The following is a 24,593-nucleotide window of genomic DNA, read 5'->3' as shown; positions in this document are numbered from 1 at the left end:
GCTCAGACGGGCTCGCGCCACTCCGGCTCGAGCCCGAAGAGCGGGAACAGGCGCTGGGTGTCGAGGAAGAAGTTGAGGCCGGCGATGGTGTCGCCCTCGAGTTCGAGCACCGTGATCGACCACGGCACCCAGACGCCGGGCTCCTCGCTCGGCTTGTAGTGGCCGAAGGCGGGCGAACCGTTGGCGCCGACCAGCGGCACCATCCGCGAATTGCGGCACGCGCTGCCCGTGCTGAGCATGAACGCGGCCACGTTCTCCGGGCCCGAGATCCAGAGATCGAACGGCGGCATCGACAGCGCCACATCGGCTTTGAGCAGGGTGGTGAGCGCGTCCATGTCGTAGGCCTCGAACGCCTTGACGAAATCGTCGATCAGTTTGCGCTGATCCGGATCGGTCTCGTCGAAGCTGTCGGACACGGTCGGCTGCACCTTCGACATGGTGGCCCTGGCCCGCTGCAGCGCGCTGTTCACCGACGCCGGCGACATCATCAGCGCCTCGGCGGTCTCACCCGCGGAGAAGCGCAGCACCTCGCGCATGATCAGGATCGCGCGCTGAGTGGCGGGCAGGTGCTGGCAGGCCGCGACGAACGCCAGGCGCAGCGTGTCCCTGGTGGAGGCGTGGTCGGCCGGGTCTGCGCCGAAGGCCAGCGCGTTCGGGATCGGCTCGATCCACACGTAGTCGGGCTGGGGCATGGGCAGCGGGGAATCCGGGCGGCCCGGCCCGTTGAGATCCATCGGTCTGGCACGACTCTGGGGACGGTCGAGCATGTCCAGACAGATATTGGTGGCGATCTTGTAGAGCCACGAGCGCAGGCTCGCGCGGCCCTCGAAGGAATCGTAGGAGCGCCAGGCGCGGGTAAAGGTTTCCTGCACTGCGTCTTCGGCCTCGAAGGAGGACCCGAGCATCCGGTAGGCATACGCGCACAACTCGCGCCGATGCGTCTCGAATTCGGCGAGTACAGCGGGATCGGGGCCGGTGGTGGCGGTTGTGGCGTCGCTCATAGTTTCACGATGCCACAGGGGTCCGACAGCCGACAGAGGCGAAAACGGACTATCGCGATTTCGCGAACTTCGCGCCGCTGCGATGAATCCGCGTCGACCGCCACGTCTACATGTTCGAGACCGCAACGACGCCCCGAAAGGCTGAATCCCATGAGCAACAAGATGATCTTCATCAACCTCCCCGTCGCCGACCTCGACCGCTCGAAGAGCTTCTACGAGGCGCTGGGCTGGAAGGTCAACGAGGATTTCACCGATCAGAACGCGTCGTGCATCGTCATCGACGACAACATCTGCCTGATGCTGCTGACCAAGCCGTTCTTCTCGACCTTCAGCACGCGTCCGATCGCCGACACCATCAACACCGCCGCCGCCGGGTACGCGCTGTCGCTGGCCAGCGCCGAGGAGGTCGACGCGCTGACCGACGCCGCAGTCGCCGCGGGCGCCACCGAGCAGACCAACGAGGACAAGCGCGCCCAGGAGGCCCAGGTCGGCATGCACGGCCGCACCTTCCTCGACCCCGACGGCCACCAGTGGGAGCCGTTCTACATGAACTACCCGGGCGCGTAGGCCCCACCGCCATCAGGCCGCCGGGCACCGAGCCCGGCGCCCGGCGGCGTGTCAGGAGCCGGTGAAGTTCGGCTTGCGCTTCTCGGCGAAGGCTCGCGGCCCTTCCTTGGCGTCGGCTGATCGGAACACCTCGATGCCGATCTTCGCCTCGATGGGAAACGCCTCGTTCTCCGGCATGGCCTCGGTTTCACGCAGGGTGCGCAGCATCGCCTGGACGGCGAGCGGGCCGTTGTCGGCGATCTGGCCTGCCAGTGCCATGGCCTTGTCGAGGGCGGTTCCGTCGGGGACGACGTGTCCGATCAGGCCGATCTCCTTGGCCTCGGCAGCGGTGATGTGCCGACCGGTCAGCAGCAGATCAGCGGCCACCGTGTACGGGATCTGCCGGGCCAGACGCACCGCGGAACCACCCAGCGGGAACAGGCCCCAGCGGGCCTCGGAAACGCCGAACTTCGCGCTTTCCCCGGCCACGCGCAGGTCGGTGCCCTGCAGGATCTCGGTGCCACCGGCGATAGCGGGGCCCTCGACGGCCGCGATCAGCGGCTTGGCCAGTCGCCGTCCCTTCAGCAGCGCGGGGAGGTAGGCGGGGTCCCAACTGCCGGAGGAGGCGGTGTCCCCGGGATGCTGCGAGCTCATCGCCTTCAGATCCATTCCCGCGCAGAAGGCCCCGCCCGCACCGGTGAGGATCGCGACGCGGATGTCGGGATCGCTGTCCACCTGGTCCCAGGCGTCGCGCATGATCGCCATCATCTCGCCGGAGAGGGCGTTGCGCGCCTCGGGGCGGTTCATGGTGACGATGAGGACATGGTCGCGTTTCTCGACCAGGCAGTGGGCCATTTTCGTACTCCTGACAAGTTGAGTCTTGTCAGAAACAGTAACACGTTCTATTTTTGTCCTTGTGAGCTACAACATAGCCGATCTCGTCGAACATGCCGTCGACTTGATGCCCGACCGGATCGTGCTGGTCGGCGAACATCGAGAGTCGACCTACGCCGAACTGGAGGAGCGGGCCAACAAGTTGGCCCACTACCTGCTGGAACAGGGTGTGCGTCCCGGCGACAAAGTCGGAATCTATTCCAGGAACACCGTCGAGGCCGTCGAAGCGATGGTGGCCGTCTTCAAGGCGCGGGCGGTGATGATCAACGTCAACTTCCGCTACGTCGAGAACGAGTTACTGCACATCTTCGACAACTCCGACATGGTCGCGCTGATCCACGAGCGCCGCTACACCGACAAGGTGGCGGCGGTTCGGGAGAAGGTGCCCGCCCTGAAGACGGTGATCGTCGTCGAGGACGGCACCGATGGGCCCACCGGCGCGGACACTGTGGAGTACGAAGCGGCCTTGGCCGATTCGTCGGGTGAACGTGACTTCGGGGAGCGCTCGCCCGACGACATCTACATGCTCTACACCGGCGGCACCACCGGCCTGCCCAAGGGCGTGATGTGGCGGCACGAGGATGTCTGGCGGGTGCTCGGCGCCGGCATCAACTTCGTCACCGGCGAGTACACCAAGGACGAGTGGGAGCTGGCCAAGGTCGGCGCGGCCAACCCGCAGATGGTGCGCTTCCCGATTCCGCCGATGATCCACGGCGGCTCGCAGTGGGCCACCTTCCACAGCCTGTTCGGCGGTGGCAAGGCCGTGATGATTCCCGAGTTCAGCGGGCACGGAGTGTGGCAGGCCGTCGACAAGCACGGCATCAACCTGATCTTCATCACCGGCGACGCGATGGCGCGCCCGATGCTCGACGCGCTGGCCGAAGGCAACCCGGAAACCGGTGAGCCCTACGATCTTTCGACCCTGTACGTGCTGGCCAGCAGTGCGGCGCTGTTCTCGCCGTCGCTCAAGGACAAGTTCCTCGAGGTGCTGCCCAACCGGATGATCTCCGACTCCATCGGTTCCTCGGAGACCGGTTTCGGTGGACTCTCCCTGGTCGCCAAGGGCGCCACCCACACCGGTGGTCCCCGGGTGAAGATCGACGCGGCCACCCAGGTGCTCGACGAGGAAGGCAATCCGGTCGAACCGGGTTCCGGCGTCGTCGGCCTGCTGGCGCGCAGCGGGCACATCCCGCTCGGTTACTACAAGGACGAGGTCAAGTCGGCCGCGACGTTCAAGGAGTTCAACGGCGTTCGCTTCGCGATCCCCGGCGACTACGCGCGCGTCGAGGAGGACGGCTCGGTCACCATGCTCGGCCGTGGTTCGGTGAGCATCAACAGCGGTGGCGAGAAGATCTACCCCGAAGAGGTGGAGGGCGCCCTCAAGGCGCACCCCGAGATCTTCGACGCGCTGGTGGTCGGGGTCGAGGACGCCCGCTGGGGCCAGCGAGTCGTCGCCGTCGTCCAGTGTCGTGGCGAGAACCGCCCCACCCTGGCCGACCTGAAACCGGTACTGGCCCAGGAGATCGCGTCGTACAAGCAGCCACGCAGCCTGTGGTTCGTCGACGAGATCAAGCGCTCGCCCGCGGGCAAGCCGGACTACCGATGGGCCAAGTCGCAGACCGATGAGCGGCCTGCGGACGAGCACGCGGAGGCGGGCTCGGCGTAGTACCCGCACGATACGAACAAGCCCGCCCGGCAGCGTCGCCGGGCGGGCTTTCGTCGTGTTCGGAATCGGTGGTGGGGAAACGGGTTCCGGTCAGCGGTTGCCGAGTTCGGAGAGTTGGTAGGCCAGCTTGGCGCGGACCGCGGGGATGCGGGTGAGCAGGCGGAAGGCGGTGTTGCGGGCGGTGCGTGCCGGGGCGGACTGGAGGGTCGCCATCGAGGTCATGCGGTGGGTGAAGGCGACGACGTCGAGTGCGATGGGCCTGCGGGTGGTTTCGTAGGTGTCGAGAATCGAATCCGGTTCGCCTGCGTCGACTTTCGCCAGCAGAGAGCCCAGGAGTGCCGCGTCCTGGATGCCGGTGTTCATGCCCTGGCCGCCTGCGGGGCTGTGGACGTGGGCGGCGTCGCCCGCGAGGAGGACGCGGCCTGCGCGGTACTGGTCGGCTACGCGGTGGTGGACCCGGAATCGGGAGCTCCACAGCACCTCGTCCACGTGGATCTCGCCCGCTGGGCCGCGGGTGTTCAGCAGGGTCTGGATATCGGTGCGGGTGGGGTGTTCCGGGGCGTCGTCGACGGTGGCGACGACGCGGTAGCGGTTGTGCGCGTCGTCGGGAAGGGGCGCGACCACGGTGACGCCTTCGGGGGAGAGGTGCAGCGACACTTCCGAACGCGGGGTAGGCCAGCTCATGCGGACGTCGGCGAGGACGAAGGAGGCGGGGTAGGTATCGCCCGTGAAGCCGATGCCCGCTTGCTCGCGCACGACGCTGTGCATGCCGTCGGCGCCGATGACATAGTCGGCCTCGATCTCGCCGCGCTGGTCGTTCTCGTCGACGTATTCGACAGTGACGCTGTCGTTCTCGTCGCTGACCCGGGTGACGGTGAGCGGCCGGTGCACCGTGCCGCCCAGCTCGTGCAACCGGTCCAGGAGCACCTGCTCGGTGACGTCCTGCGGCACCATCAGCGTGTACGGGAAGGCGGTGGGGAGATCGCCGAACTCGATGGTGGCCAACGTCTTCGCGCCGTCGTGGAGCTTGAAGGTGGGCACCTGGATTCCGAGTTCGACGAGCTTGCTCGTGATGCCGAGCCCGTCGAGCACCTCGAGTGTCCTGGCGTGCACCACCGCGGCCCGAGAAGTGTTGGCGCCCTCGCCGAGTCGATCGATGAGCACATGGTCGACGCCGGCTTCGGCGAGCACGATCGCGGCGGTGAGCCCGGCGGGACCCGCGCCGACGATGACGACGGAGGTGGCTTCGGGAAGTGAGGTGGCGGGCATTTCGACTCCTGGTCAACGCTTGTTTGCCAACGCTTGTAGGCATAACGGTAAACCCGCTCACGGATGAAAGTCAACAGTTGTTGGCCTACAATTGTTGACATGCCTGACCAGGAGATTCCCACCCGTCGTTCCGACGCGACGAAGGCCGCCATTCTCGAGGCCGCTCGCGCCCGCTTCGCCGCCGACGGCTACGCCAAGGCCACGATCCGCGCGATCGCCGCCGACGCCGAGATCGATCCCTCGATGGTGATGCGCTATTTCGGCAGCAAGGACGGCCTCTTCGCCGCCGCCGCTCAGATCGACCTGGACCTCCCCGACCTGAGTGCCGCCGACCCGAACGCCATGGGCGAGTTGATGATCCGCCGCTTCCTCGAGATCTGGGAGGGCAACGACAACACCGTTCTGCTGATCCTGCTCCGCTCTTCGATCACCGACGAGGCGGTCGCGGCCCGCTTCCGTGAGATCTTCGCCGACCAGGTCCTGCCCGCCGTCCTCCGCTTCGGCACCCCCGCAGACGCCCCGCGTCGTGCCGCGCTTATCGTCACTCAACTCCTGGGCCTGGCCCTGTGTCGGTACGTCCTGCGGCTGCCGCCGGTAGTCGCGCTTACGCCACAGCAGATCGTCACCGACCTCGCCCCCACCCTGCAGCGCTACCTGACTTCGGGGTTGGATCTCCATCGGTAGGCAGGAGTGCATCGGTGCCTTGCGACGCCATTTGAGGCGCGGCCGGCCTACGGCGTCAAGAGTCGGTGAGAACCGGTGGTCAGTGCTTCAAAGCGGTAGCGAGACGGGATGCGATCTCGGGAACATCGATCACTGCGCCACTGGCGACGTCGATCATGAGGTTGTACGTGAGGTCTTCGTCGAGAGAGCTCGTGTCGATGCCGTTGTAGGCCAGGAAGACGATCGCGCCAGCGATGGCAAGACGCTTGTTGCCGTCGACGAGTGGGTGGTTGGCTGCGATCGAATGCAGGAGCGCTGCGGACTTCTCCCAGATGCCTGGGTAGGCGTCGGTCCCGAACACGGTGGTTGCCGGGCGCGCGGCCGCCGAGGCGAGCAGTCCCGCGTCGCGTACGACGTACGGCCCTGCCACATCCTCGGCGATTGCTCGCAGGTCGGCGACCGTGAGGTAGTAGATCTCCGCTTCGCTCACTCGGCGAGCCTGTCGAGCAGGCTCCTGTGACGCTCGGCGAATTGTCGCGATAGTGCGCGGACTTGGCTGTTTGCGGTCTCGGCCATCGAATCCGGCACCACGGCCGCTACGCGGCGGCCATGACGGGTCAAGTGCACGACGGTGCCGCTCTCGGCGGCCGCAATCACCTCGGCGAGGCGCTCCCTGGCTTCACTTACCGGGAGTTCCCAGTTCTCGGGCGAGGGGGCTGCAGTCATGCTTTGAATTGTACATCTTGGCCGACAGTTCGTACGAACTGTCGGCCAAGAGTTAGTTCGCCAGTTCCGCGCCGAGGGCGAGGAGGTGGGGAGTTGCGCCGCCGAGGGCGAATTCGTTGTGCTTGGCGGCGGTGAAGTAGTTGTGGGTGATGTGGTCGCGGTCGATGCCGAGGCCGCCGTGGATGTGGACGACGGTGTGGGCGACCTTGTGCCCGGCCTCGGCCGCCCAGAACTTGGCGATGTGAATGGACTCGGCGGCGGGGAGGTCCTCCGAGAGGCGCCAGGCGGCCTGGGTGACGGTGAGGCGCAGACCGCCGATGTCGATGTAGGCGTCGGACAGGCGCTGGGCCACCGACTGGAACGAACCGATCGGCTTGCCGAACTGTTCGCGGGTGCGGGTGTGCTCGGCGGTCAGCTCGAGTGCGCGCTCCAGTGTGCCGAGTTGCAGGGCCGACAGGCCGAGCCAGGCGTGTTCGCGCAGCCAGGTGAGGATGTCGGCGCCCGCCTCGATGCTGCCGAGCAGTTCGGCGGGGGCGGCGGCGAGGTCGACGGCGAACTCGGGGCTCAGGTCGACGACCTGCTGGGCGGTGCGGGTGACCGAAGCGTGCTCCGGATCGACCACGAACACGCCGACACCGGTAGAGGTGATGGCGGGCACCAGGATTCGTTCGGCACGATCGGCGACGGCGACCGTGGTCGCGGTACCGGTGAGCGTCCATCCGGCGCCGGCGGCCTGGGCGACGATCCCGGGTGCGTCGGTGGTGGCGCGCAGTTCCTCGGCCAGCGCGGCGGTGAGCACGATCTCGCCCGCGCTCGCGCGCGCGGCCAGCTGCTGCTGGTCGGCATTGCCGAACTTCGCCAGCGCGCCCGCGCCGAGGACGATCGACCACAGGTAGGGCACCGCGGCGACGACGCGGCCGAGTTCACGCAGGATCGCGGTCTGCTCGAGCATGCCGAAATCGCTGCCGCCCAGGGCTTCCGGCAGCGCGGCGGCCAGCACGCCGGTCTCGGCGAGCGACTTCCAGAGCTGCTCGTCGAAGCGGGCGGCGGTGTCGAGTTCGCGCAGCCGATCGGCGGTGACCAGCTTGGCGCAGATCTCGCCGGTCAGCCGGGCGAGATCGGTCTGGGCTTCGGTGGGAGTGAAATCCATGGGGAGATACCGGCTTTCGGAATCAGCGGGCGGACGCGGGCTGGCGCAGGGCGGTCATGGCGATGATGTCGCGCTGGACCTCGTTGGTGCCGCCGCCGAAGGTGAGAATCAGTGCGGCGCGGTGCATCCGCTCGAGCCGGCCGAGCAGTGCGGCGCCGGGGGAGTCCTGGCGCAGGTACGCGTGGGGGCCGACGACCTCCATCAGCAGGCGATAGGCCTCGGTGGAGAGTTCGGTGCCGTAGACCTTGCAGGCGGAGGCGTCCCACGGCTTCGGCGCGGCCTCGCCGCCCTGATCGGCGCGGCTGGCGATCTCCCAGTTCAGCAGCTTGAGGTATTCGACCTTGGCGTGCACCCGAGCCAGGTTGAGCCGGGCCCATTCCTGGTCGATCACGCGCTTGCCGTTGGGCAGGGTGGTTTCCCGTGCCCACTCCACGGTCTGGGCGACCGCGAGGCTCAGCGGACCCGCCGAGGTGAGGGCGACTCGCTCGTGATTGAGCTGGTTGGTGATGAGCGACCAGCCGCCGTTCTCGGGACCGACCACCGACGAGGCGGGCACCCGCACGTCCTGGTAGTAGGTGGCGCTGGTGTCGGGCCCGGCCATCGTGTGCACCGGCGTCCAGGAGAACCCGTCGACATCGGTCGGCACGATGAGCATCGTGATGCCCTTGTGCTTCTTGGCGGCCGGATCGGTGCGCACGGCCAGCCAGATGTAGTCGGCGTAGGCGATGAGGCTGGTCCACATCTTCTGGCCGTTGATGACGAAGTCGTCGCCGTCGCGCACCGCGGTGGTCCGCAGCGAGGCCAGGTCGGTACCGGCGCCCGGCTCGGAGTAGCCGATGGCGAAGTGCAGCTCACCGGAGGCGATCTTGGGCAGGAAGAACTTCTTCTGCTCCTCGGTGCCGTACTGCATGATCGTCGGCGCCACGGAATTGAGCGTCAGGAAGGGAACCGGCGCGCCCGCGATGGCCGCTTCCTCGACGAAGATCAGCTGATCCATCGTGGTGCGGTCCTGGCCGCCGTACTCCTTGGGCCAGCTCAGGGTGAGCCAGCCGTCGCGGCCCATCTCGCGCACGACCTCGCGGTACACGTTGCCGGAGCCGTATTCGCCGGTCGTCATGCTCAGCGCCGCGCGACGTTCCGGTGTCATCAGCTTCGCGAAATATTCGCGCAGCTCGGCGCGCAATTCTTCCTGCTGCGGCGTATACGCGACGCGCATGCTTCCTACCTCGGTGTCGAGCTGAAAGGGCGGGTGGCGGGGCGCAGGGGGTGAGCCCCGCCGAAACCGATCATTGCATATGAACTGGAACATGTTCCAGTATTGATGGTGATTCGGTGCCTGTTCCGCTTCGGGGACCAGGCTGTCTGGGTTAGTGTCGCGAAGACCGTGTGGAAGGAAGTTCTCATGAAGATCATCGTCGATTTCGACCGATGTGAAGCGAACGGCGTCTGTGTAGGAATCGCCCCTGACATGTTCGAACTTGATGACGACGACATGTTGACCGTCGCCGAGGGCGATGTCGCGCCCGATCGCCTCGCCGACGCGGAGGAGGCCGTGGCGCAGTGCCCCAAGGCCGCGCTGAGGTTGGCGTGATCCGCTCTTGTCGGATGGTGGAACACGTTCTAGAGTCGGCCGAATGAGTGTGACGCAGATTTCATTGGAGGGCCGGGTCGCCATCGTGACCGGTGCGGGCGCCGGGCTCGGCAGGGCCGAAGCTCTCGCGCTGGCGTCGGCCGGTGCGGCGGTGGTCGTCAATGACCTGACCGAGGACGCCGCGGCCGAGACCATCGCCGCCATCCGCGAGCTCGGTGGCAAGGCGGAATTCGTCGGCGGCTCCATCGCCGAACGCTCGACGGCCGACGCGCTCGTCTCGACCGCGCAGGAATCGCTGGGCGGGCTCGACATCGTCGTCAACAACGCGGGCATCACCCGCGACCGCATGCTGTTCAACATGTCCGACGAGGACTGGGACGCGGTGATCGCGGTGCACCTCCGCGGACACTTCCTGCTCACCCGCAACGCGGCCGCCTACTGGCGCGCGGCATCCAAGGCGGCGGGCGAGCCGGTCTACGGCCGGCTGGTCAACACCTCCTCGGAGGCGGGCCTGCTCGGACCGGAAGGCCAGGCGAACTACGGTGCGGCCAAGGCCGGCATCACCGCCCTCACGCTCACCGCGTCGCGCGTGCTGTCCAGGTACGGCGTGCGCGCCAACGCGATCTGCCCCCGGGCCAGGACCGCGATGACCGAGGCGGTCTTCGCCGACGCGCCTGAAGGCGCGGTCGACCCGCTGGCGCCCGAGCACGTGGCCAAGCTCGTGGCCTACCTCGCCTCGCCCGCGGCCGATGCCGTGAACGGTCAGGTCTTCGTCGTCTACGGACCGATGGTGGCGCTGATGGCGGCGCCGACGGTCGAGCGGCGATTCGATGCCGCGGGTGCCGAATGGTCCGAGGCCGACCTGGCCGCCACCCTCGGTGGCTACTTCGCAGAGCGCCCTGCGGATCACACCTTTTCGGCGCGCGACCTCCGCGATCTGGGCTGAGCAGTCCAGTCCGCGGTTTGCCTGATGTTGGCTGACCGCATACCCCGCCGGATTTGTCTCGCCTGTCGTGTTGATCACCAGTCCAGGTATTGGTAGACATGACCGTCGGGGTGTGTGCCGCCTCACAGGAAGGTCGCCGAATTGAATAAGTATCCGTTTCAGTTTTGACAGCGTTTTACGAGAAAAAGTCCTGCTCTGAGTCTACGAATATGGCAGACATTAGTAGGAACATGTTCTAGTCTTTGGGCAGTCTTCAGATCGGGGTGGCGGTGAAGTACGGGTACGCGGACACATCGGTCCGCCCGTCGAAAGAGGAGGATTCGGTATGAACAACCTCCTTGCTGTCCCGTTGCGGGCGGTCGGCGGATTCTTCGAACTCGGCGCGGAAGTGGCACGCGCCACCGTCCGTAAGCCATTTCAATGGCGCGAATTCATCGACCAGGCCTGGTTCGTGGCTCGCGTCTCGATCGTGCCGACGCTGTTGGTCGCCATCCCGTTCACGGTGCTGGTGGTCTTCACGCTCAACATCTTGCTGCGCGAGATCGGCGCCGCCGACCTCAGCGGCGCGGCCGCTGCGTTCGGCGCCGTCACCCAGGTGGGACCGATCGTCACGGTGCTGATCGTGGCGGGCGCGGGCGCCACCGCGATCTGCGCCGACCTGGGCGCACGCACGATTCGCGAAGAGATCGACGCGATGAAGGTGCTCGGCATCGACCCGGTCAGCCGACTGGTCGTGCCGCGCGTGTTCGCCTCGATGTTCGTGGCACTGATGCTCAACAGCCTGGTGTGCACCATCGGCATCGCCGGCGGCTTCGTGTTCTCGGTCTTCCTCCAGGGCGTGAACCCCGGCGCGTTCGTCAACGGGATTCCGCTGCTGACGAATCTGTCCGAGCTGATCATCTCCGAAATCAAGGCGGGCCTGTTCGGCTTGATCGCCGGAATGGTCGCCTGTTATCTCGGGCTCCAGGTCAAAGGCGGACCCAAGAGCGTCGGTGACGCGGTGAACCAAACAGTGGTATTCGCGTTCATGGCGCTGTTCGTGGTGAATGTCGTTGTCACCGCGATCGGCCTGAAATTCACGGTGCGGTGACCACGATGGCATTCATAGTTCGCAGTAAGTTCCCGCGCACGGTCCGCCGTTTCGACCGAATGTCGAAATCGGTGGATTCCCTGGGCGATCAGGCCATCTTCTACATCAAGGCGCTCGGCTCGGTGCCGCGCGCGCTGGTGCACTACCGCACCGAGACCATCCGCCTCATCGCCGAGATCAGCATGGGCAGCGGCGCTTTGGCCGTGATCGGCGGCACCGTGGTGATCGTCGGCTTCCTGACCCTCATGGCAGGCGGCACCATCGCGGTGCAGGGCTACAGCTCGCTCGGCAATATCGGTGTCGAGGCCCTGACCGGCTTCTTCGCCGCCCTCATCAATGTGCGCATCGCGGCACCGGTGATCTCCGGCATCGGTCTGGCCGCCACGATCGGCGCCGGCGCGACAGCGCAGCTGGGCGCGATGCGTGTGGCCGAGGAGATCGACGCGCTGGAATCCATGGCTATCCGGCCGATTCCGTTCCTGGTCGGCACCAGGGTGCTGGCGGGCATGATCGCGATCGTGCCGCTCTACGCGCTCGCGGTGATCGCCTCGTTCATCGCCAGCCGGTTCGCGACCGTCGTGATCTACGGGCAGTCGGCAGGCGTCTACGACCATTACTTCTCGACCTTCCTCATCCCGAGCGACATCCTGTGGTCGTTCGCGCAGGCGATCGTGATGGCACTGGCCGTGATGCTCATCCACACCTACTACGGTTTCCACGCCGCGGGTGGTCCGGTCGGCGTCGGCATCGCGGTCGGTAACGCGGTGCGGTCGTCGCTGATCGCTGTCGTCACAGTGACGCTGCTGATCTCGCTGGCGATCTACGGCACCTCCGGCAACTTCCACCTCTCGGGATAGCGTGATGGACACTTCACGGATCGTTGCCGCATTGCAGGGCGGGCTCGGGCGCAAGCTCGCCGCGCTCACGATGGTCGGCTTGCTCGTCGGGCTCGCGGCCTTCGCGTTCGCCCTCTTCCAAGGTGCGTTCACCACCACCGCCAAGGTGCTGGTCGACGCTCCCCGCTCGGGCCTCGTGCTCGACCCCGACGCCAAGGTGAAGGTGCGCGGCGTCGAGATCGGCCGGGTCGCCGAGATCAACCTGCGCGACGACGGCGCGCAGATCATGCTCGAGGTCGACCCCGAACAGCTGAAGCTGGTGCCGTCGAACGCGGGCGTCGACATTCGCTCGACCACGGTGTTCGGCGCCAAGTACGTGAACTTCGTTGTCCCCGAACAGCCGTCGTCCAGCCCGCTGAAGCCGGGCAGCACGGTCGCGGCGACGTCGGTGACGGTGGAGTTCAACACCCTGTTCCAGCACCTGTCCGATGTGCTCGCCCAGGTGGAACCGGAGAAACTCAACGCCACGCTGACCGCGCTCGGCACCGCACTGCAGGGCCGCGGCGACAAGTTCGGCGACCTGCTCGTCCGCTCGGATCGCTACCTGCGCGAGATCAACCCCTATCTGCCCACACTGCAACAGGATCTGGACAAGACGGCCCAGGTGACCAATATCTACGCCGATGCCTCCGGCGCGCTGCTGCGCACCGTGGACAACGCCACGGTCACCGCGAAGACGCTGTCGGAGATGCAAGCCGAGCTCGACAATGTGCTGGTGAACGTGATCGGGCTGTCCGATACCACCGGTTCGGTGCTGCGGGAGAACGAATCCGACCTCGTCACCGCGCTCGACCTGCTGCGGCCGACGACCAACCTGCTGTTCGAGTACGCGCCCGCGCTGAGCTGCATCATCAACGGCCTCGGCCCGCTGATGCCGTTGGCCGAGGAGGTATTCGGCGGCGTGCTGCCCGGCGTCGGTATGAACGCCTCGCTCATGCCCGGCTCCAAGCCCTACACCTACCCCAAGGACCTGCCCAAGGTGAACGCCACCGGCGGACCGCATTGTGACGGCGTGGTCACCCGTGCACCGGACAGCCACTCGAACTATGTGGTGACCGATACCAGTCAGGGCACGGTGTACACACCCAGTACCGCGCCGCTCGCGTTGAACGACAGCGCACCAAAGGTTTTCCAGCTCTTGCTGGAAGGACTGCCGGGAGTGACGCGGTGAGAAACACGGCGACGACAGTCAAGCTCGCGATCTTCACCGTGGTGATGACGCTGGTGTTCGCCGGCTTGGCGATCGTGCTGAGTCAGGCACGGTTCTCCAGCGAGAACGGGTACAAGGCGGTGTTCACCAACTCCTCGGGCATGCTGCCGGGGTCGAAGGTGCGGATCGCGGGTGTGCCGGTCGGCTCGGTGACCTCGGTGAAGGTCGGCGACGACGATCTCGCCCATGTCGAGTTCGACGTGGACACCAAGTACTCGGTGCTCTCCAGCACCCGCCTGGCGATCAAGTACGAGAACCTGGTCGGTGACCGGTACCTGGAGCTGAAGGAAGGTCCGGGCTCGGCCCGCGAGTTGCCCGCCGGCGCCACCATCGGCAAGGAGCAGACCACGCCCGCACTGGATCTGGACCTGCTGCTCGGCGGCTTCAAGCCGCTGCTGCGTGGGCTCGATCCCGGTCAGGTCAACGACCTGACCTCGGCGCTGCTGCAGATCTTCCAGGGCCAGGGCGGCACCCTGGTCTCGCTGCTCAACAGCGGTGGCAGCTTCGCCAAGACCCTCGCCGACCGCGATGCCCTGATCGGCAGCGTGATCGACAACCTGAACACCGTGCTGGCCACCATCGACGATCGCGACGAGCAGTTCGCCACCACGATCGACGAATTGCAGCGCCTGGTCAGCGGATTGGCCGCCGAACGCGACCCGATCGGCGCCGCGCTACCGCGGATCGCCGGTGCGACAAAGGAACTCAACGACCTGCTGACCACCGCCCGCCCCGACCTGCGCAACACGATCGAGCAGACCGGCAGGCTGGCCACCAACCTCGACAACGGCTCCGACCACCTCCAGTGGGTGCTCGAGAAGCTGCCGCAGACCTACAAGCAACTCGTCCGCGTCGGCGCCTACGGTTCGTTCCTGCAGCTGTACATCTGCGGCACCAACTTCGTTGTCGACGGCCCGAACGGTCAGCCGATGGAAGTGAAGGCGCCGGGCCTGCAGGCGACCGGAAGGTGTACGCCCAATGAGTGAGAAGAAGTCGTCGGCCGTCACCATCGGCATCGTCGGCATTGTGCTGGTGGTGACGATCTCGCTCGCCACCCTGCAGTACACCAAGCTGCCGTTCATCCGCTCCGGCGCGACCTTCACCGCGTTCTTCGTCGACGCGGGCGGGCTGGTGCCGGGCGACCCGGTGCACGTGGCCGGTGTGCGTTCCGGTGAAGTCGACCAGGTCTCGCTCGACGGTCCCAAGGTGCTGGTGAAGTTCACCCTCGACGAGTCGATCGTGCTGGGCCAGAAGACATCCGCCGCGATCAAGACCAACACGGTCCTCGGTCGCAAGTCCCTGGATGTGGTGCCGACCGGACAGGGCGCGCTGCGTACCTCCGACACCATCCCGCTCGACCGGACCACCTCGCCGTACTCGCTCAACGAGGCACTCAGCGACCTCGGCGCGACCGTCCGCGATCTCGACATGGATCAGGTCGACAAGACCCTGGATGTGCTCTCGGCCGCCTTCGCCGATACACCGGGCCCGTTGCGCAACGCCCTCGACGGCGTTACCGCGCTCTCGCGCAGCATCAATACGCGCGACCAGGCGCTCACCGATCTGCTCGGCCGGGCGCAGAACGTCACCAAGGTGCTGGCCGACCGTAGTTCGCAGCTCAACGCGCTCCTGCTCGACGGCAACAACCTGCTGGGCGAACTCGACAACCGCCGTGCCGCCATCAACCAGCTGATCGTTTACGTCGACTCGGTCGCCAAGCAGCTCTCCGGGCTGGTCGCCGACAACGAGGCGCAGATGAAACCGACACTGGACCGGCTCAATTCGGTGCTCGGCCTGTTGCAGCGCAACAAGGAGAACCTGTCGGAGGCGCTGGAGGGTATCGGCCCCTACGCCTCGGCACTCGGCGAGCAGGTCGGCAACGGTCCGTGGTTCAACGCCTACGTGGTGAACGCGACGAGTACCGAGCTGCGTCCACTGGTGGACGCGCTGGTCTGGCCCGAGCACCTGCCGCAGGACCTGATCGACATCTTCACGCACCCGGCGCCGCCGAGCATCGTGCCGACCGAGGAGGATCCGCCGCGATGAGTGGTATCGCATCGAAAGTCCGTGGCGTGCCGCGTTGGACGCTCGCGGTCGCCGTGGTGGTGATCGTCGCGCTGGTCGCGGTCGGGGTCTACACCACCCTCGGCATCGGCAAGACCAAGATCACCGCCGCCTTCACCTCGACCACCGGCCTGTACGCGGGCGACGAGGTGCGGATGCTCGGAGTCAAGATCGGCAAGATCGACTCGATCGAGCCCGGCGAGGGCCGGGTACAGGTACGGATGTCGGTCGACCGTGGCATCGACCTGCCCGCCGACGCCCGCGCCGTGCTGATCGCACCTTCGCTGGTGTCGGCCAGGTTCATCCAGCTCGCGCCCGCCTACGACGGTGGCCCGAAGATGGCCGACGGCGCGCAGATCCCGATCGAGCGCACCGCGGTCCCGGTGGAGTGGGACGACATCAAAGCCGAACTCTCCAATCTCGCCACCGCTCTGGGTCCGGTCGGCGACGACCAGCAGGGCTCGTTCGGGCGTTTCGTCGACACTGCCGCGAACAACCTCGACGGCAACGGCCAGAAGTTCCGTGACACCCTGCACGAACTGTCGGCGACGCTGAATACCTTGTCCGACGGGCGAACCGACTTGTTCGGCACCATCCGCAACCTGCAGAAGTTCGTCGAGGTGCTCTCGGCGAGCAACGAGCAGATCGTGCAGTTCGGCGGCCGCCTGGCCTCGGTGGCCTCGGTACTCGCGGGTGCGTCGGAGGAGCTGGGCGCGGGACTGGACAGTCTGGATGTGGCGCTCGCCGATGTGAAGCGCTTCCTCGAAGGCAGTGGCGCCGAGCTCACCGACGGTGTCGAGCGGCTCGCCGATGTCACCCAGACGCTGGTCGACAAGCGGCCGGAGATCGAACGGCTGCTGCATTCCGCGCCGACCGCGCTGGTGAACTTCTACCAGATCTACAAGCCGGCCCAGGGTTCGCTCAGCGGCTCTGTGTCACTGAACAATACGTCCAGCCCGCTGACCTTCCTCTGCGGTTCCATCCGCGCGCTCGAGCACAACGACTCGGACCGGTCGGCGGACCTGTGCGCGGAATTCATCGCTCCGGTGATCAGTTCGCTGGCGATGAACTACGTGCCGATCATGCTCAACCCGGTCGGCGGCACGCAGGCCCTGCCCGGCCAGTTGACGTACAGCCCGCCGAGTTTGGCCGCGGAGGTGCCGTCCGCGCCTGCGTCCCCGGCGACGGCTCCGATCACCGTGCCGAACGGTCTCGCCGGACTCGCGGTTCCAGGAGGACAACGATGACGCCCCAACGCATGCTCGCCGGGTTGGCGGTGGGCGTCGCCGTGACGCTCGGCGCGACCGGCTGTCAGTGGGACGGGCTGAACTCGCTACCCATGCCCGGCTCCGAGGGCTCCGGCCCCGGTTCGTACACGGTGCGGATCCAGATGCCCAATGTCACCACGCTGACCCGGAATTCGCCGGTGCGCGTGGACGATGTCGAGGTCGGCAATGTCACCGGGATCGACGTCGAGGGCTGGCACGCGCTGGTCACGGTGTCGCTGAATCCCGAGGTGAAACTGCCCGCCAACGCGATCGCCAAGATCGGGCAGACCAGCCTGCTCGGCAGCAATCACGTCGAACTGTCCGCCCCCACCAATACGCCCGCCGTGGGGCAACTACGAAACAACGACGTGATCCCACTCGAGCGGGCAGGTGCCTACCCGACCACCGAGCAGGTGCTGTCGTCGCTGTCGGTCGTGCTCAACGGCGGCGGCATCGCCCAGCTCGAGACCATCACCAGGGAGATGAACGCGGCGCTCAACGGTCGCGAGGCCGAGATCGCCGACCTGCTGCCGCAGCTCAACGAGCTGACCACCGGCCTGGACAGGCAGACCGGCAACATCATCGCCGCGATGGAGGGCCTCGACCGGCTGGCGGGCAACTTCGCCGACCAGAAGGACGTGCTGGCCCGCGCGATCGACGATATCCACCCGGCACTGACCGCGCTCGCCGACCGCACCGCCAACATCACCAGGGCGGTCACCGCGCTGGGTGAGCTCAGCGATGTCACCGAGCGGATCATCCAGACCAGCGGTGACGATCTGAAGGCCAACCTGGCCAGCCTCGGCCCGGTGCTGGAGACCCTGGCGAACACCGGCACCAACCTCGTCGACGCGATGGGCATCATTCCCTCCTTCCCGTTCCCGATCAAGAACATCGGCAACGCGATCAAGGGTGACTACCTCAACCTCTACATCACCTTCGACCTGACCGGTAAGCGCTTGGACAGCAACTGGCTCACCGGTACTCCGCTCGGCGGCCGCTTCGGTGGGGTCGAGGGCGTGCTCGGTAGTTTCGCGCCTACGACGGCGACCGACGCCGGCGATCCGACGAAGCTCCCGCAGGCACCCGCACCCAGTGCGGCGCCGACGCCGACCCTGCCCGGACTGCCGTCCATTCCCGGCCTGCCCTCCATCCCCGGAATCACCGTGCCGCTGCCCGGCCAGGAAGGGGCGGGACGATGAAACTCACCAGGTTCGTCCACGTTCAGCTCGTGATCTTCGCGGTACTCACCGTGGTCGGTCTCGTCGTGATGGGCGGGACATACATCCAGCTACCCGCGATGTTCGGGATCGGCCGCTACGGGGTGACGGTCCAGCTCGCCGCCACCGGCGGGCTGTATCCCACCGCCAATGTCTCCTACCGCGGCACCAATATCGGCAAGGTCGAGGCGGTGCGGCTCACCACGGCGGGGGTCGAGGCGGACCTGTCGATCGACAGCGATTACAAGGTGCCGTCGGACTCGATCGCCTGGGTGCGCAGTGTTTCGGCGATCGGCGAGCAGTACGTCGACCTGGTGCCGGAGGCGAATTCCACCTCGGGCGACCTGCGCGACGGTTCGGTGATCCCGGTGCAGCGCACCAAGCTGCCTCAGGACGTGGGCTCGCTGCTCGACCAGACCGACAAGCTGCTCTCGACCGTCGCCGATACCCGGCTGCGCCAGGTGATCGACGAGGCGTTCCTGGCGTTCAACGGCGCGGGCCCCGACCTGCAGCGGTTCATCGACTCGGCGGCGCTGCTGGTGCAGCAGGCCGAAACCGATGTGGAACCGACGAAGAAACTGCTCGATCAGATCGGTCCGCTGCTCGACACCCAGGTCCAGTCCGATGCCAATATTCGTTCCTGGACAACAGATCTCGCGACCCTCACCGATCAGCTCCGCGAGTCCGACCCGACCCTGCGGAACCTGTTGCGCGACAGCCCGTCCGCGATGCAAAAGGTGACCGAGCAGTTCCAGAGTCTGCGTCCGACGCTGCCGCTGCTGGCGGGCAATCTGGTGAGCCTCGGCCAGGTGGGGGTGACCTATCACGCTGGTCTCGAACAACTTCTGGTCGTCTTCCCGCCGTTGATCGCGGCGTTGCGGACGGTCCTGCGCGGACCCACCAAGTACGGCGCGATGGTCGACTTCATGACCGTGGTCCACGACCCGCCCGCCTGCACCACCGGCTTCCTGCCCGCCGACCAGTGGCGTGAGCCGAGTGATTTCAGCCCGATCGACACTCCGGAAGGGCTGTACTGCAAGGTAGCTCAGGATTCTCCGATCGAAGTGCGCGGTATTCGCAACAGTCCGTGCATGGAGTATCCCGGCGTCCGGGCGCCCACTCCCGAACTGTGCCGGACGGGGTACGTGCCGCAGGGCACGAACCCGCCGTTCGGCGCGCCGCAGCCGGTAGCCCCGGCCTCGGCCCCCACCGGCGCGTCCACCGGCGGAGTCACCCCCGCCGCCGCGCGCCCCTATGATCCGTCCACGGGCAGCTATCTTGGCCCGGACGGACGCATGTACCGCCAAGGTGATATCGCCTCCGATGGCTCGGGCACTGTCCCGGCCAGCTGGCAGGCGATGTTGGAGGAGCAGCAGAGATGAGTGAAAGCAACAACGGCCGCCCGCGTAGGCGGGCAGCTAGGTCGGCGGGTCCGCCGGTGGAGGATGTGCAGGTCGTCGACGTGACAGTCGACGCGGGTGCGGTCGAATCGGCCGAGGTGGCCGATGCCGAGGTGGCTACGGCCGAGGAAGCCACCGTAGTCGCGGCTCCCGTCGAGTTGACGAAGGCCGCGGTGGTGGACGAGGAGGCCGACGATGATTCGGCCGAGCTAGACGAAGAAGATGCGAAGCTGACGCGGCTCGGGCAGATCATCGGGCTCGCCGCCGCCGCGGTGCTGGTGTTGGCGCTGGTCGTCGGTGCCACGTTCACTGCGCTCGCGGCGCGGTCGGGCAATCAGGACGAGGATCTGCGCGCGCAGTACACCCAGACCGCCCGGCAGGCGGTCATCAACCTGACCACCATCCGCGCCGACTCCGCCAAGGAGGACATCGACCGGATTCTGGCGGTGGCCTCGGGCGAGTTCAAGAACGAGTTCGACGGTCGCGTCGACCCGTTCATGGATGTGGTGAAGCAGGCGAAGGTGGTCTCCACCGGCGAGGTCGTCGAGTCGGGGATCGAGTCCGTCGACGAGAACTCGGCCAAGGTGCTGGTGGCCGCGAAGCAGATGGTGAGCAACACCGGGTCGGCCGAACCGCAGTCGCGCCAGTATCGATTCCGGATCACCGTGTCGAAGGGCGATTCCGGGATGACCGTGTCGAAAGTGGAGTTCGTGGGATGAGCAAGCGAATCAAGATCGTCTTCGGCGCCCTCGCGGCGGCTGGTGTGATCGCGGCCGTCATCCTGGGCGTCAGCGGGTATCAGCTGTGGCAGCAGGACATGACCGAGCAGGCGCGCACCGACGCGATGAGCACCGCGAGCCGGACGGTGAGCGCGATGTTCACCTATGAGCCCGCCACCGTCGACACCGAGTTGCCGAGGGCGGCCGACAATCTCACCGAGTCGTTCCGGGCCGACTACCTGAAGCTGATCGAGCAGGCCATCGCGCCGGGCGCCAAGGAGAAGCAGCTCACCGTCAAGGCCACCACCCAGGCCGAGGGCGTGGTCTCGGCGGATCCGGAACACGCCGTCGTCCTGCTGTACCTGAACCAGCTGACCACCAGCAAGGACTCACCTGAGGGCGCCACCTCGGGCAGCCGGGTGCGGGTCACCCTGGACAAGGCGGACAACCGCTGGCTGGTCGCTCAGGTCACGCCGGTCTGATCGATGCACGCCGCGACCAGCCGGCTCGGTGCTCACGCTGAGCCGGCCTGGTCGCCGCGTGGCAGCCGCACGGCGAAGGTCGCGCCACCACCCGGAGTGGCCTCGACCTGAACGGTGCCGCCGTGGGCCGCGACGAGTGCCGCCACGATCGACAGGCCGAGTCCGCTGCCGCTCGTCATGGTGGCGTTGCTGTCGCTCGTGCCGCGGCGGGTACGGGAGATATCCGCACGGTAGAAGCGTTCGAAGACGTGGTTCGCGTCTTCGGTGGTGAGGCCGGGGCCGGTGTCGACGACCTCGAGGCCGACCTCGTCGGTGGCCGGGGTCAGGCGGACGGTGATCGAGGTGCCGTCGGGGGTGTGGGTGCGGGCGTTGTCGAGGAGGTTGGTGAGGACCTGGCGCAGGCGGTGTTCGTCGCCGCGGACTTCCAGGGTGCCGGTACCTTCGGCGATGTCGAGGGTGATCGGATGGTGTCGGCCCGCGGCGGCTTCGACCGCGCGGGCGCTGTGCACCGCGTCGCCTGCCACGGCCAGCAGGTCCACCGGGCCCAGTTCCACGGGCCGCTGGGCATCGAGTCGGGCGAGCATGAGCAGGTCTTCGACCAGCAGGCCCATGCGCTGTGCCTCGTGTTCGATGCGGTTCATGAACATCGCGGGGTCGGTGGTCGCGCCCTGACGGTACAGCTCGGCGAAGCCGCGGATCGTGGTGAGCGGGGTGCGCAGTTCGTGACTGGCGTCGGCGACGAAACGGCGCATCTTCGCCTCGGAAACGCGCGCGGCGGTCTCGGAGGCCTCGGTGGCGGCGAAGGCCTGCTGGATCTGGGTCAGCATGCTGTTCAACGACTGTGACAGTCGATCGACCTCGGTGACGTTGCCGTGCACCGGGATTCGATGATGCAGCTCGCCACCGGCGATCGCCGCCGCTGTCGCCTCGACCCGGTGCAGCGGTCGCAGACTGCCGCGCACCACGAAATAGGCCGCGATGGCCAGCGCGATCAGCACGATCGCGCCGACGATCAATTGCAGCACAACGAGATTGCGCACCGTCTCGATGTTCTCGGTCAGCGGCCAGGCGACCGTCGCCGTGGCGCGATGACCGTTGACAGTGAGCACCCGCCACTGATCGCCCGAATCGTCCGTCGAGCCGACCGTAATCGGCTGTAGCGCGGGCGGATCGGGTAGGTCGGGCTGGGAATCGGTACCGAAGACGTTGTCGAGGCGCACGTTTCGGGTGCCGTCCGTGCTCTCGGCGGTCACGAAATATCGCCCGGGCGGCTGTCCGGACTCCGAGGAGGGCGGCGGCAGATTCGGCGCGGGCAGCCCCACCCGCCGCTCCCACTCCATCGCCGCGTCCTGCAACTGCTGATCGGTGCGATTCTGCAGCGAGTTCTCCATCGCCTTGGTCACCACGAAACTCGAAGCGACCAAACCGAATCCGGCCAGCGCGACCAGCATCAACACCAGCGTCACCCGCAGGGGAAGTCTGCTCACCGCGTCGGCTCACGCATCACATAGCCGACACCGCGCAGCGTGTGGATCAGCCGCTGCTCGCCGGTGTCGACCTTCTTGCGCAGGTAGGACACGTAGGTCTCCACCACGCCCACCTCGCCGCCGAAGTCGTAGCGCCACACGTGATCCAGGATCCGGGGCTTGCTCAGCACGCTGCCCGCGTTCACCATGAAATAGCGCAACAGCGTGAACTCGGTGGGGGACAAGGCCACCGGCTCGCCCGCTTTCCACACCTCGTGCGTGTCGTCGTCGAGTTCGATATCGGCGAAGCGCAACCGGGTGCTCGCCTTCTCGGGTTCGGCGTGGCCCGCGCGGCGCAGGATCACCCGCAGCCGCGCCACCACCTCCTCCAGGCTGAACGGCTTGGTGACGTAGTCGTCGGCGCCGAGGGTGAGCCCGGTGATCTTGTCGTCCACCTCGTCGCGCGCGGTCAGGAACAGCACCGGCGCGTCGATCCCGTCGGCGCGCAGCCGGCGCAGCAGGCCGAAGCCGTCCATGCCGGGCATCATCACGTCGACGATCAGCGCCTGCGGGCGGAACGTGCGCGCCCGATCCAGCGCCTCGGCGCCGTCGGCCGCCGTCGCCACCTCGAACCCCTGGTAGCGCAGGCTCACCGCCAGCAGCTCGACGATCATCGGCTCGTCGTCGACGACGAGTACCCGCGCCTCGGGCACATCAGGCACACCGCTCATGCCCCTATGCTCCACCACCCCGCTGGGAAGTGGCTGGACCGACGCTGTGAGGTCGCTGTGTGCCGCTAGCGTTGGTCGGCGGGGTAGGTCTGCTCGTCGCTCATCAGCGCCGAACCCGCAACATTGCCCTGCGACAGCGCGTCGAGGAACGCGCGCGCCCAGCGTTCGACATCGTGGGTGAGCACCTGGCGACGCAGGGACCGCATCCGGCGGCGCTTGGTGTCGCGATCGTCGTCGAGGGCGCCGATGATCGCGTCCTTCACGCTGTCCAGGTCGTGCGGGTTGCACAGGTAGGACTGACGCAGCTCGGCCGCGGCGCCGGTGAACTCGCTCAGCACCAGGGCGCCGTTGAGGTCGCTGTGGCAGGCCACGTACTCCTTCGCCACCAGGTTCATGCCGTCGCGCAGGGGCGTCACCAGCATGGCGTCGGCGGCGATGAAGAATGCGATCAACTCGTCGCGGGGGATCGGGCGGTGCAGGTAGTGCACGACCGGGTAGCCGACGCGGGCGAATTCACCGTTGATCCGGCCCACCTGACGTTCGATGTCGCCGCGCATCTTGATGTAGCTCTGCACGCGTTCGCGGCTGGGGGTGGCCAGCTGCACCATCACCGTCTCGGTCGGGTCGACGCGGCCCTCCTCGAGGAGTTCCTGGAGCGCGTTGAGCCGGATGTCGATGCCCTTGGTGTAGTCGAGGCGGTCGACGCCGAGCATGATGTTCTTGGGATTGCCCAGCTCCGCACGGATTTTCGCGGCCCGCTCGCGCACCGAACGACGCCGCGACGACTCGTCGAGTTCGGCCGAATCGATCGAGATGGGGAACGCGCCGACGCGCACCGTGCGGAAACCGACCTGCACGACACCCAGTTTCGAGCGAACCCCGATCGTGCCGCGGGAGGTGGGCTGACCGGCCAGTCTGCGGGCCAGGTAGAGGAAGTTCTGCGCGCCGCCGGGCAGGTGGAAGCCGATCAGGTCGGCGCCGAGCAAGCCCTCGACGATCTCGGTGCGCCACGGCATCTGCATGAACAGTTCGACCGGCGGGAACGGGATGTGCAGGAAGAAGCCGATGGTCAGATCGGGGCGCAGCATGCGCAGCATCTTGGGAACCAGCTGCAGCTGGTAGTCCTGCACCCACACCGTGGCGCCCTCGGCGGCCACCTTCGCGGTCTCCTCGGCGAAGCGCCGGTTGACCTCGACATAGGCCGCCCACCACGCCCTGTCGTACACCGGGCGCACGATCACGTCGTGGTACAGCGGCCAGAGCGTGCCGTTGGAGAACCCCTCGTAGTAGTCCTCCACCTCCTGCGCCGTGAGCGGCACCGGATACAGCTCGAGCCCGTCTTCGATGATCGGCTCGACCTCGACATCGGGCACACCTGCCCAGCCGACCCAGGCGCCTTTGTTGCTGCGCAGCACCGGTTCCAGCGCGGTCACCAGCCCGCCGGGGCTGCGCTTCCACCTGGTGGTGCCGTCGGGCAGGCGCTCGAGGTCGACCGGGAGCCGGTTGGCGACGACAACGAATCCCGAACCAGCGCCGTTCGGCACGAGGGTTTCACTGTTTTCGGACGGACGGTCGTTGGACGGTTGATCGATCAT

At 66.9% G+C, this 24,593-nt stretch carries 25 protein-coding genes; 15 read left to right on the top strand and 10 right to left on the bottom strand.

Features of this window, described 5'->3' with window-relative positions; translation table 11 throughout:
• Nucleotides 1-2: 2 nt before the first annotated feature.
• Nucleotides 3-1,001 (bottom strand): sigma-70 family RNA polymerase sigma factor, encoded by a 999-nt coding sequence (locus tag ACWGCN_RS24035; protein ID WP_378990649.1) that lies wholly within the window; start codon nt 999-1,001, stop codon nt 3-5.
• A gap of 150 nt (nt 1,002-1,151) precedes the next feature.
• Between ACWGCN_RS24035 and ACWGCN_RS24030 the strand changes: the two genes are divergently transcribed.
• Nucleotides 1,152-1,568 (top strand): VOC family protein, encoded by a 417-nt coding sequence (locus tag ACWGCN_RS24030; RefSeq protein ID WP_378990648.1) that lies wholly within the window; start codon nt 1,152-1,154, stop codon nt 1,566-1,568.
• Between the two features lie 51 nt (nt 1,569-1,619).
• Here the strand turns inward: ACWGCN_RS24030 and ACWGCN_RS24025 are convergent, their stop codons facing one another.
• On the bottom strand, nt 1,620-2,402 hold the full coding sequence (locus ACWGCN_RS24025; protein WP_378913823.1) for a crotonase/enoyl-CoA hydratase family protein: 783 nt from the start codon (nt 2,400-2,402) through the stop codon (nt 1,620-1,622).
• Between the two features lie 61 nt (nt 2,403-2,463).
• Between ACWGCN_RS24025 and ACWGCN_RS24020 the strand changes: the two genes are divergently transcribed.
• Nucleotides 2,464-4,107, top strand: a complete 1,644-nt coding sequence (locus ACWGCN_RS24020; RefSeq protein ID WP_378990646.1) for an acyl-CoA synthetase — start codon at nt 2,464-2,466, stop codon at nt 4,105-4,107.
• Nucleotides 4,108-4,197: 90 nt separating this feature from the next.
• Here ACWGCN_RS24020 and ACWGCN_RS24015 read toward each other — a convergent pair whose 3' ends face one another.
• Nucleotides 4,198-5,376: an FAD-dependent oxidoreductase gene (locus tag ACWGCN_RS24015; RefSeq protein ID WP_452459887.1), complete on the bottom strand. Its 1,179-nt coding sequence runs from the start codon at nt 5,374-5,376 to the stop codon at nt 4,198-4,200.
• A gap of 99 nt (nt 5,377-5,475) precedes the next feature.
• Here ACWGCN_RS24015 and ACWGCN_RS24010 point away from each other — a divergent pair, with 99 nt between their 5' ends.
• The gene (locus ACWGCN_RS24010) at nt 5,476-6,060 is read left to right on the top strand and encodes a TetR/AcrR family transcriptional regulator (RefSeq protein WP_378990644.1); all 585 of its coding nucleotides are present in this window, start codon (nt 5,476-5,478) and stop codon (nt 6,058-6,060) included.
• Between the two features lie 79 nt (nt 6,061-6,139).
• On the opposite strand, the gene ACWGCN_RS24005 is transcribed toward ACWGCN_RS24010, so the two are convergent.
• From ACWGCN_RS24005 to ACWGCN_RS23990, 4 genes are read right to left on the bottom strand one after another with little or no spacing between them, the layout of a single operon-like run.
• Nucleotides 6,140-6,529 carry a type II toxin-antitoxin system death-on-curing family toxin gene (locus ACWGCN_RS24005; RefSeq protein ID WP_379315298.1) on the bottom strand — a complete coding sequence of 130 codons (390 nt, stop codon included), beginning with the start codon at nt 6,527-6,529 and terminating at the stop codon, nt 6,140-6,142.
• Nucleotides 6,526-6,765 (bottom strand): type II toxin-antitoxin system Phd/YefM family antitoxin, encoded by a 240-nt coding sequence (locus tag ACWGCN_RS24000; protein ID WP_378990641.1) that lies wholly within the window; start codon nt 6,763-6,765, stop codon nt 6,526-6,528. The genes ACWGCN_RS24005 and ACWGCN_RS24000 overlap by 4 nt, the downstream gene beginning before the upstream one ends.
• A 52-nt stretch (nt 6,766-6,817) precedes the next feature.
• Nucleotides 6,818-7,915: an acyl-CoA dehydrogenase family protein gene (locus ACWGCN_RS23995; RefSeq protein ID WP_452529103.1), complete on the bottom strand. Its 1,098-nt coding sequence runs from the start codon at nt 7,913-7,915 to the stop codon at nt 6,818-6,820.
• Between the two features lie 22 nt (nt 7,916-7,937).
• Complete coding sequence (locus tag ACWGCN_RS23990; RefSeq protein ID WP_452458804.1) at nt 7,938-9,131, bottom strand: acyl-CoA dehydrogenase family protein; 1,194 nt, start codon at nt 9,129-9,131, stop codon at nt 7,938-7,940.
• Between the two features lie 186 nt (nt 9,132-9,317).
• Here ACWGCN_RS23990 and ACWGCN_RS23985 point away from each other — a divergent pair, with 186 nt between their 5' ends.
• From ACWGCN_RS23985 to ACWGCN_RS23930, 12 genes are all read left to right on the top strand, one after another.
• The gene (locus ACWGCN_RS23985) at nt 9,318-9,506 is read left to right on the top strand and encodes a ferredoxin (RefSeq protein WP_056819344.1); all 189 of its coding nucleotides are present in this window, start codon (nt 9,318-9,320) and stop codon (nt 9,504-9,506) included.
• A gap of 43 nt (nt 9,507-9,549) precedes the next feature.
• Entirely contained in the window at nt 9,550-10,452 is a 903-nt protein-coding gene (locus ACWGCN_RS23980) for a 3-oxoacyl-ACP reductase (protein WP_378990638.1), read from the top strand.
• 325 nt (nt 10,453-10,777) lie between these two features.
• The gene (locus ACWGCN_RS23975) at nt 10,778-11,542 is read left to right on the top strand and encodes an MlaE family ABC transporter permease (protein ID WP_358180900.1); all 765 of its coding nucleotides are present in this window, start codon (nt 10,778-10,780) and stop codon (nt 11,540-11,542) included.
• 5 nt (nt 11,543-11,547) lie between these two features.
• Nucleotides 11,548-12,399 carry an MlaE family ABC transporter permease gene (locus ACWGCN_RS23970; protein ID WP_056819342.1) on the top strand — a complete coding sequence of 284 codons (852 nt, stop codon included), beginning with the start codon at nt 11,548-11,550 and terminating at the stop codon, nt 12,397-12,399.
• 4 nt (nt 12,400-12,403) lie between these two features.
• Nucleotides 12,404-13,609: an MCE family protein gene (locus ACWGCN_RS23965; RefSeq protein WP_452458805.1), complete on the top strand. Its 1,206-nt coding sequence runs from the start codon at nt 12,404-12,406 to the stop codon at nt 13,607-13,609.
• The gene (locus ACWGCN_RS23960; RefSeq protein ID WP_378990635.1) at nt 13,606-14,634 is read left to right on the top strand and encodes an MCE family protein; all 1,029 of its coding nucleotides are present in this window, start codon (nt 13,606-13,608) and stop codon (nt 14,632-14,634) included. Before ACWGCN_RS23965 ends, ACWGCN_RS23960 begins: the two co-directional genes overlap by 4 nt.
• On the top strand, nt 14,627-15,694 hold the full coding sequence (locus tag ACWGCN_RS23955) for an MCE family protein (protein WP_378631693.1): 1,068 nt from the start codon (nt 14,627-14,629) through the stop codon (nt 15,692-15,694). The genes ACWGCN_RS23960 and ACWGCN_RS23955 overlap by 8 nt, the downstream gene beginning before the upstream one ends.
• The gene (locus ACWGCN_RS23950; protein WP_387446282.1) at nt 15,691-16,959 is read left to right on the top strand and encodes an MCE family protein; all 1,269 of its coding nucleotides are present in this window, start codon (nt 15,691-15,693) and stop codon (nt 16,957-16,959) included. Before ACWGCN_RS23955 ends, ACWGCN_RS23950 begins: the two co-directional genes overlap by 4 nt.
• Nucleotides 16,956-18,182, top strand: coding sequence for an MCE family protein (locus tag ACWGCN_RS23945; protein ID WP_378990632.1), 1,227 nt, complete (start codon nt 16,956-16,958; stop codon nt 18,180-18,182). Before ACWGCN_RS23950 ends, ACWGCN_RS23945 begins: the two co-directional genes overlap by 4 nt.
• Nucleotides 18,179-19,582: an MCE family protein gene (locus ACWGCN_RS23940; RefSeq protein ID WP_378990631.1), complete on the top strand. Its 1,404-nt coding sequence runs from the start codon at nt 18,179-18,181 to the stop codon at nt 19,580-19,582. Before ACWGCN_RS23945 ends, ACWGCN_RS23940 begins: the two co-directional genes overlap by 4 nt.
• Nucleotides 19,579-20,319 (top strand): hypothetical protein, encoded by a 741-nt coding sequence (locus ACWGCN_RS23935; RefSeq protein ID WP_378990630.1) that lies wholly within the window; start codon nt 19,579-19,581, stop codon nt 20,317-20,319. Before ACWGCN_RS23940 ends, ACWGCN_RS23935 begins: the two co-directional genes overlap by 4 nt.
• Nucleotides 20,316-20,801: a h domain protein gene (locus ACWGCN_RS23930; RefSeq protein WP_452458806.1), complete on the top strand. Its 486-nt coding sequence runs from the start codon at nt 20,316-20,318 to the stop codon at nt 20,799-20,801. The genes ACWGCN_RS23935 and ACWGCN_RS23930 overlap by 4 nt, the downstream gene beginning before the upstream one ends.
• Before the next feature lie 32 nt (nt 20,802-20,833).
• On the opposite strand, the gene ACWGCN_RS23925 is transcribed toward ACWGCN_RS23930, so the two are convergent.
• The 3 genes from ACWGCN_RS23925 to ACWGCN_RS23915 all read right to left on the bottom strand — a co-directional run bounded on the left by ACWGCN_RS23925 (nt 20,834) and on the right by ACWGCN_RS23915 (nt 24,593).
• Nucleotides 20,834-22,288, bottom strand: a complete 1,455-nt coding sequence (locus ACWGCN_RS23925; RefSeq protein ID WP_452458807.1) for a sensor histidine kinase — start codon at nt 22,286-22,288, stop codon at nt 20,834-20,836.
• Nucleotides 22,285-22,998: a response regulator transcription factor gene (locus ACWGCN_RS23920; protein WP_378990627.1), complete on the bottom strand. Its 714-nt coding sequence runs from the start codon at nt 22,996-22,998 to the stop codon at nt 22,285-22,287. The genes ACWGCN_RS23925 and ACWGCN_RS23920 overlap by 4 nt, the downstream gene beginning before the upstream one ends.
• Nucleotides 22,999-23,063: 65 nt before the next feature.
• On the bottom strand, nt 23,064-24,593 hold the full coding sequence (locus ACWGCN_RS23915; protein WP_378990802.1) for an alpha,alpha-trehalose-phosphate synthase (UDP-forming): 1,530 nt from the start codon (nt 24,591-24,593) through the stop codon (nt 23,064-23,066).

Source organism: Nocardia sp. NPDC055050 (assembly GCF_053608345.1).
Note: the sequence above shows the minus strand (reverse complement) of the source record. Positions and strands in the feature narration are given on the sequence as shown.

What these genes read in the sequence shown, in the direction of transcription:
- ACWGCN_RS24035 (WP_378990649.1), bottom strand. Translation starts at nt 1,001, where the DNA reads ATGAGCGACGCCACAACCGCCACCACCGGCCCCGATCCCGCTGTACTC.
- ACWGCN_RS24030 (WP_378990648.1), top strand. Translation starts at nt 1,152, where the DNA reads ATGAGCAACAAGATGATCTTCATCAACCTCCCCGTCGCCGACCTCGAC.
- ACWGCN_RS24025 (WP_378913823.1), bottom strand. Translation starts at nt 2,402, where the DNA reads ATGGCCCACTGCCTGGTCGAGAAACGCGACCATGTCCTCATCGTCACC.
- ACWGCN_RS24015 (WP_452459887.1), bottom strand. Translation starts at nt 5,376, where the DNA reads ATGCCCGCCACCTCACTTCCCGAAGCCACCTCCGTCGTCATCGTCGGC.
- ACWGCN_RS24010 (WP_378990644.1), top strand. Translation starts at nt 5,476, where the DNA reads ATGCCTGACCAGGAGATTCCCACCCGTCGTTCCGACGCGACGAAGGCC.
- ACWGCN_RS24000 (WP_378990641.1), bottom strand. Translation starts at nt 6,765, where the DNA reads ATGACTGCAGCCCCCTCGCCCGAGAACTGGGAACTCCCGGTAAGTGAA.
- ACWGCN_RS23995 (WP_452529103.1), bottom strand. Translation starts at nt 7,915, where the DNA reads ATGGATTTCACTCCCACCGAAGCCCAGACCGATCTCGCCCGGCTGACC.
- ACWGCN_RS23990 (WP_452458804.1), bottom strand. Translation starts at nt 9,131, where the DNA reads ATGCGCGTCGCGTATACGCCGCAGCAGGAAGAATTGCGCGCCGAGCTG.
- ACWGCN_RS23985 (WP_056819344.1), top strand. Translation starts at nt 9,318, where the DNA reads ATGAAGATCATCGTCGATTTCGACCGATGTGAAGCGAACGGCGTCTGT.
- ACWGCN_RS23980 (WP_378990638.1), top strand. Translation starts at nt 9,550, where the DNA reads ATGAGTGTGACGCAGATTTCATTGGAGGGCCGGGTCGCCATCGTGACC.
- ACWGCN_RS23975 (WP_358180900.1), top strand. Translation starts at nt 10,778, where the DNA reads ATGAACAACCTCCTTGCTGTCCCGTTGCGGGCGGTCGGCGGATTCTTC.
- ACWGCN_RS23970 (WP_056819342.1), top strand. Translation starts at nt 11,548, where the DNA reads ATGGCATTCATAGTTCGCAGTAAGTTCCCGCGCACGGTCCGCCGTTTC.
- ACWGCN_RS23965 (WP_452458805.1), top strand. Translation starts at nt 12,404, where the DNA reads ATGGACACTTCACGGATCGTTGCCGCATTGCAGGGCGGGCTCGGGCGC.
- ACWGCN_RS23955 (WP_378631693.1), top strand. Translation starts at nt 14,627, where the DNA reads ATGAGTGAGAAGAAGTCGTCGGCCGTCACCATCGGCATCGTCGGCATT.
- ACWGCN_RS23950 (WP_387446282.1), top strand. Translation starts at nt 15,691, where the DNA reads ATGAGTGGTATCGCATCGAAAGTCCGTGGCGTGCCGCGTTGGACGCTC.
- ACWGCN_RS23945 (WP_378990632.1), top strand. Translation starts at nt 16,956, where the DNA reads ATGACGCCCCAACGCATGCTCGCCGGGTTGGCGGTGGGCGTCGCCGTG.
- ACWGCN_RS23940 (WP_378990631.1), top strand. Translation starts at nt 18,179, where the DNA reads ATGAAACTCACCAGGTTCGTCCACGTTCAGCTCGTGATCTTCGCGGTA.
- ACWGCN_RS23935 (WP_378990630.1), top strand. Translation starts at nt 19,579, where the DNA reads ATGAGTGAAAGCAACAACGGCCGCCCGCGTAGGCGGGCAGCTAGGTCG.
- ACWGCN_RS23930 (WP_452458806.1), top strand. Translation starts at nt 20,316, where the DNA reads ATGAGCAAGCGAATCAAGATCGTCTTCGGCGCCCTCGCGGCGGCTGGT.
- ACWGCN_RS23920 (WP_378990627.1), bottom strand. Translation starts at nt 22,998, where the DNA reads ATGAGCGGTGTGCCTGATGTGCCCGAGGCGCGGGTACTCGTCGTCGAC.
- ACWGCN_RS23915 (WP_378990802.1), bottom strand. Translation starts at nt 24,593, where the DNA reads ATGATCGATCAACCGTCCAACGACCGTCCGTCCGAAAACAGTGAAACC.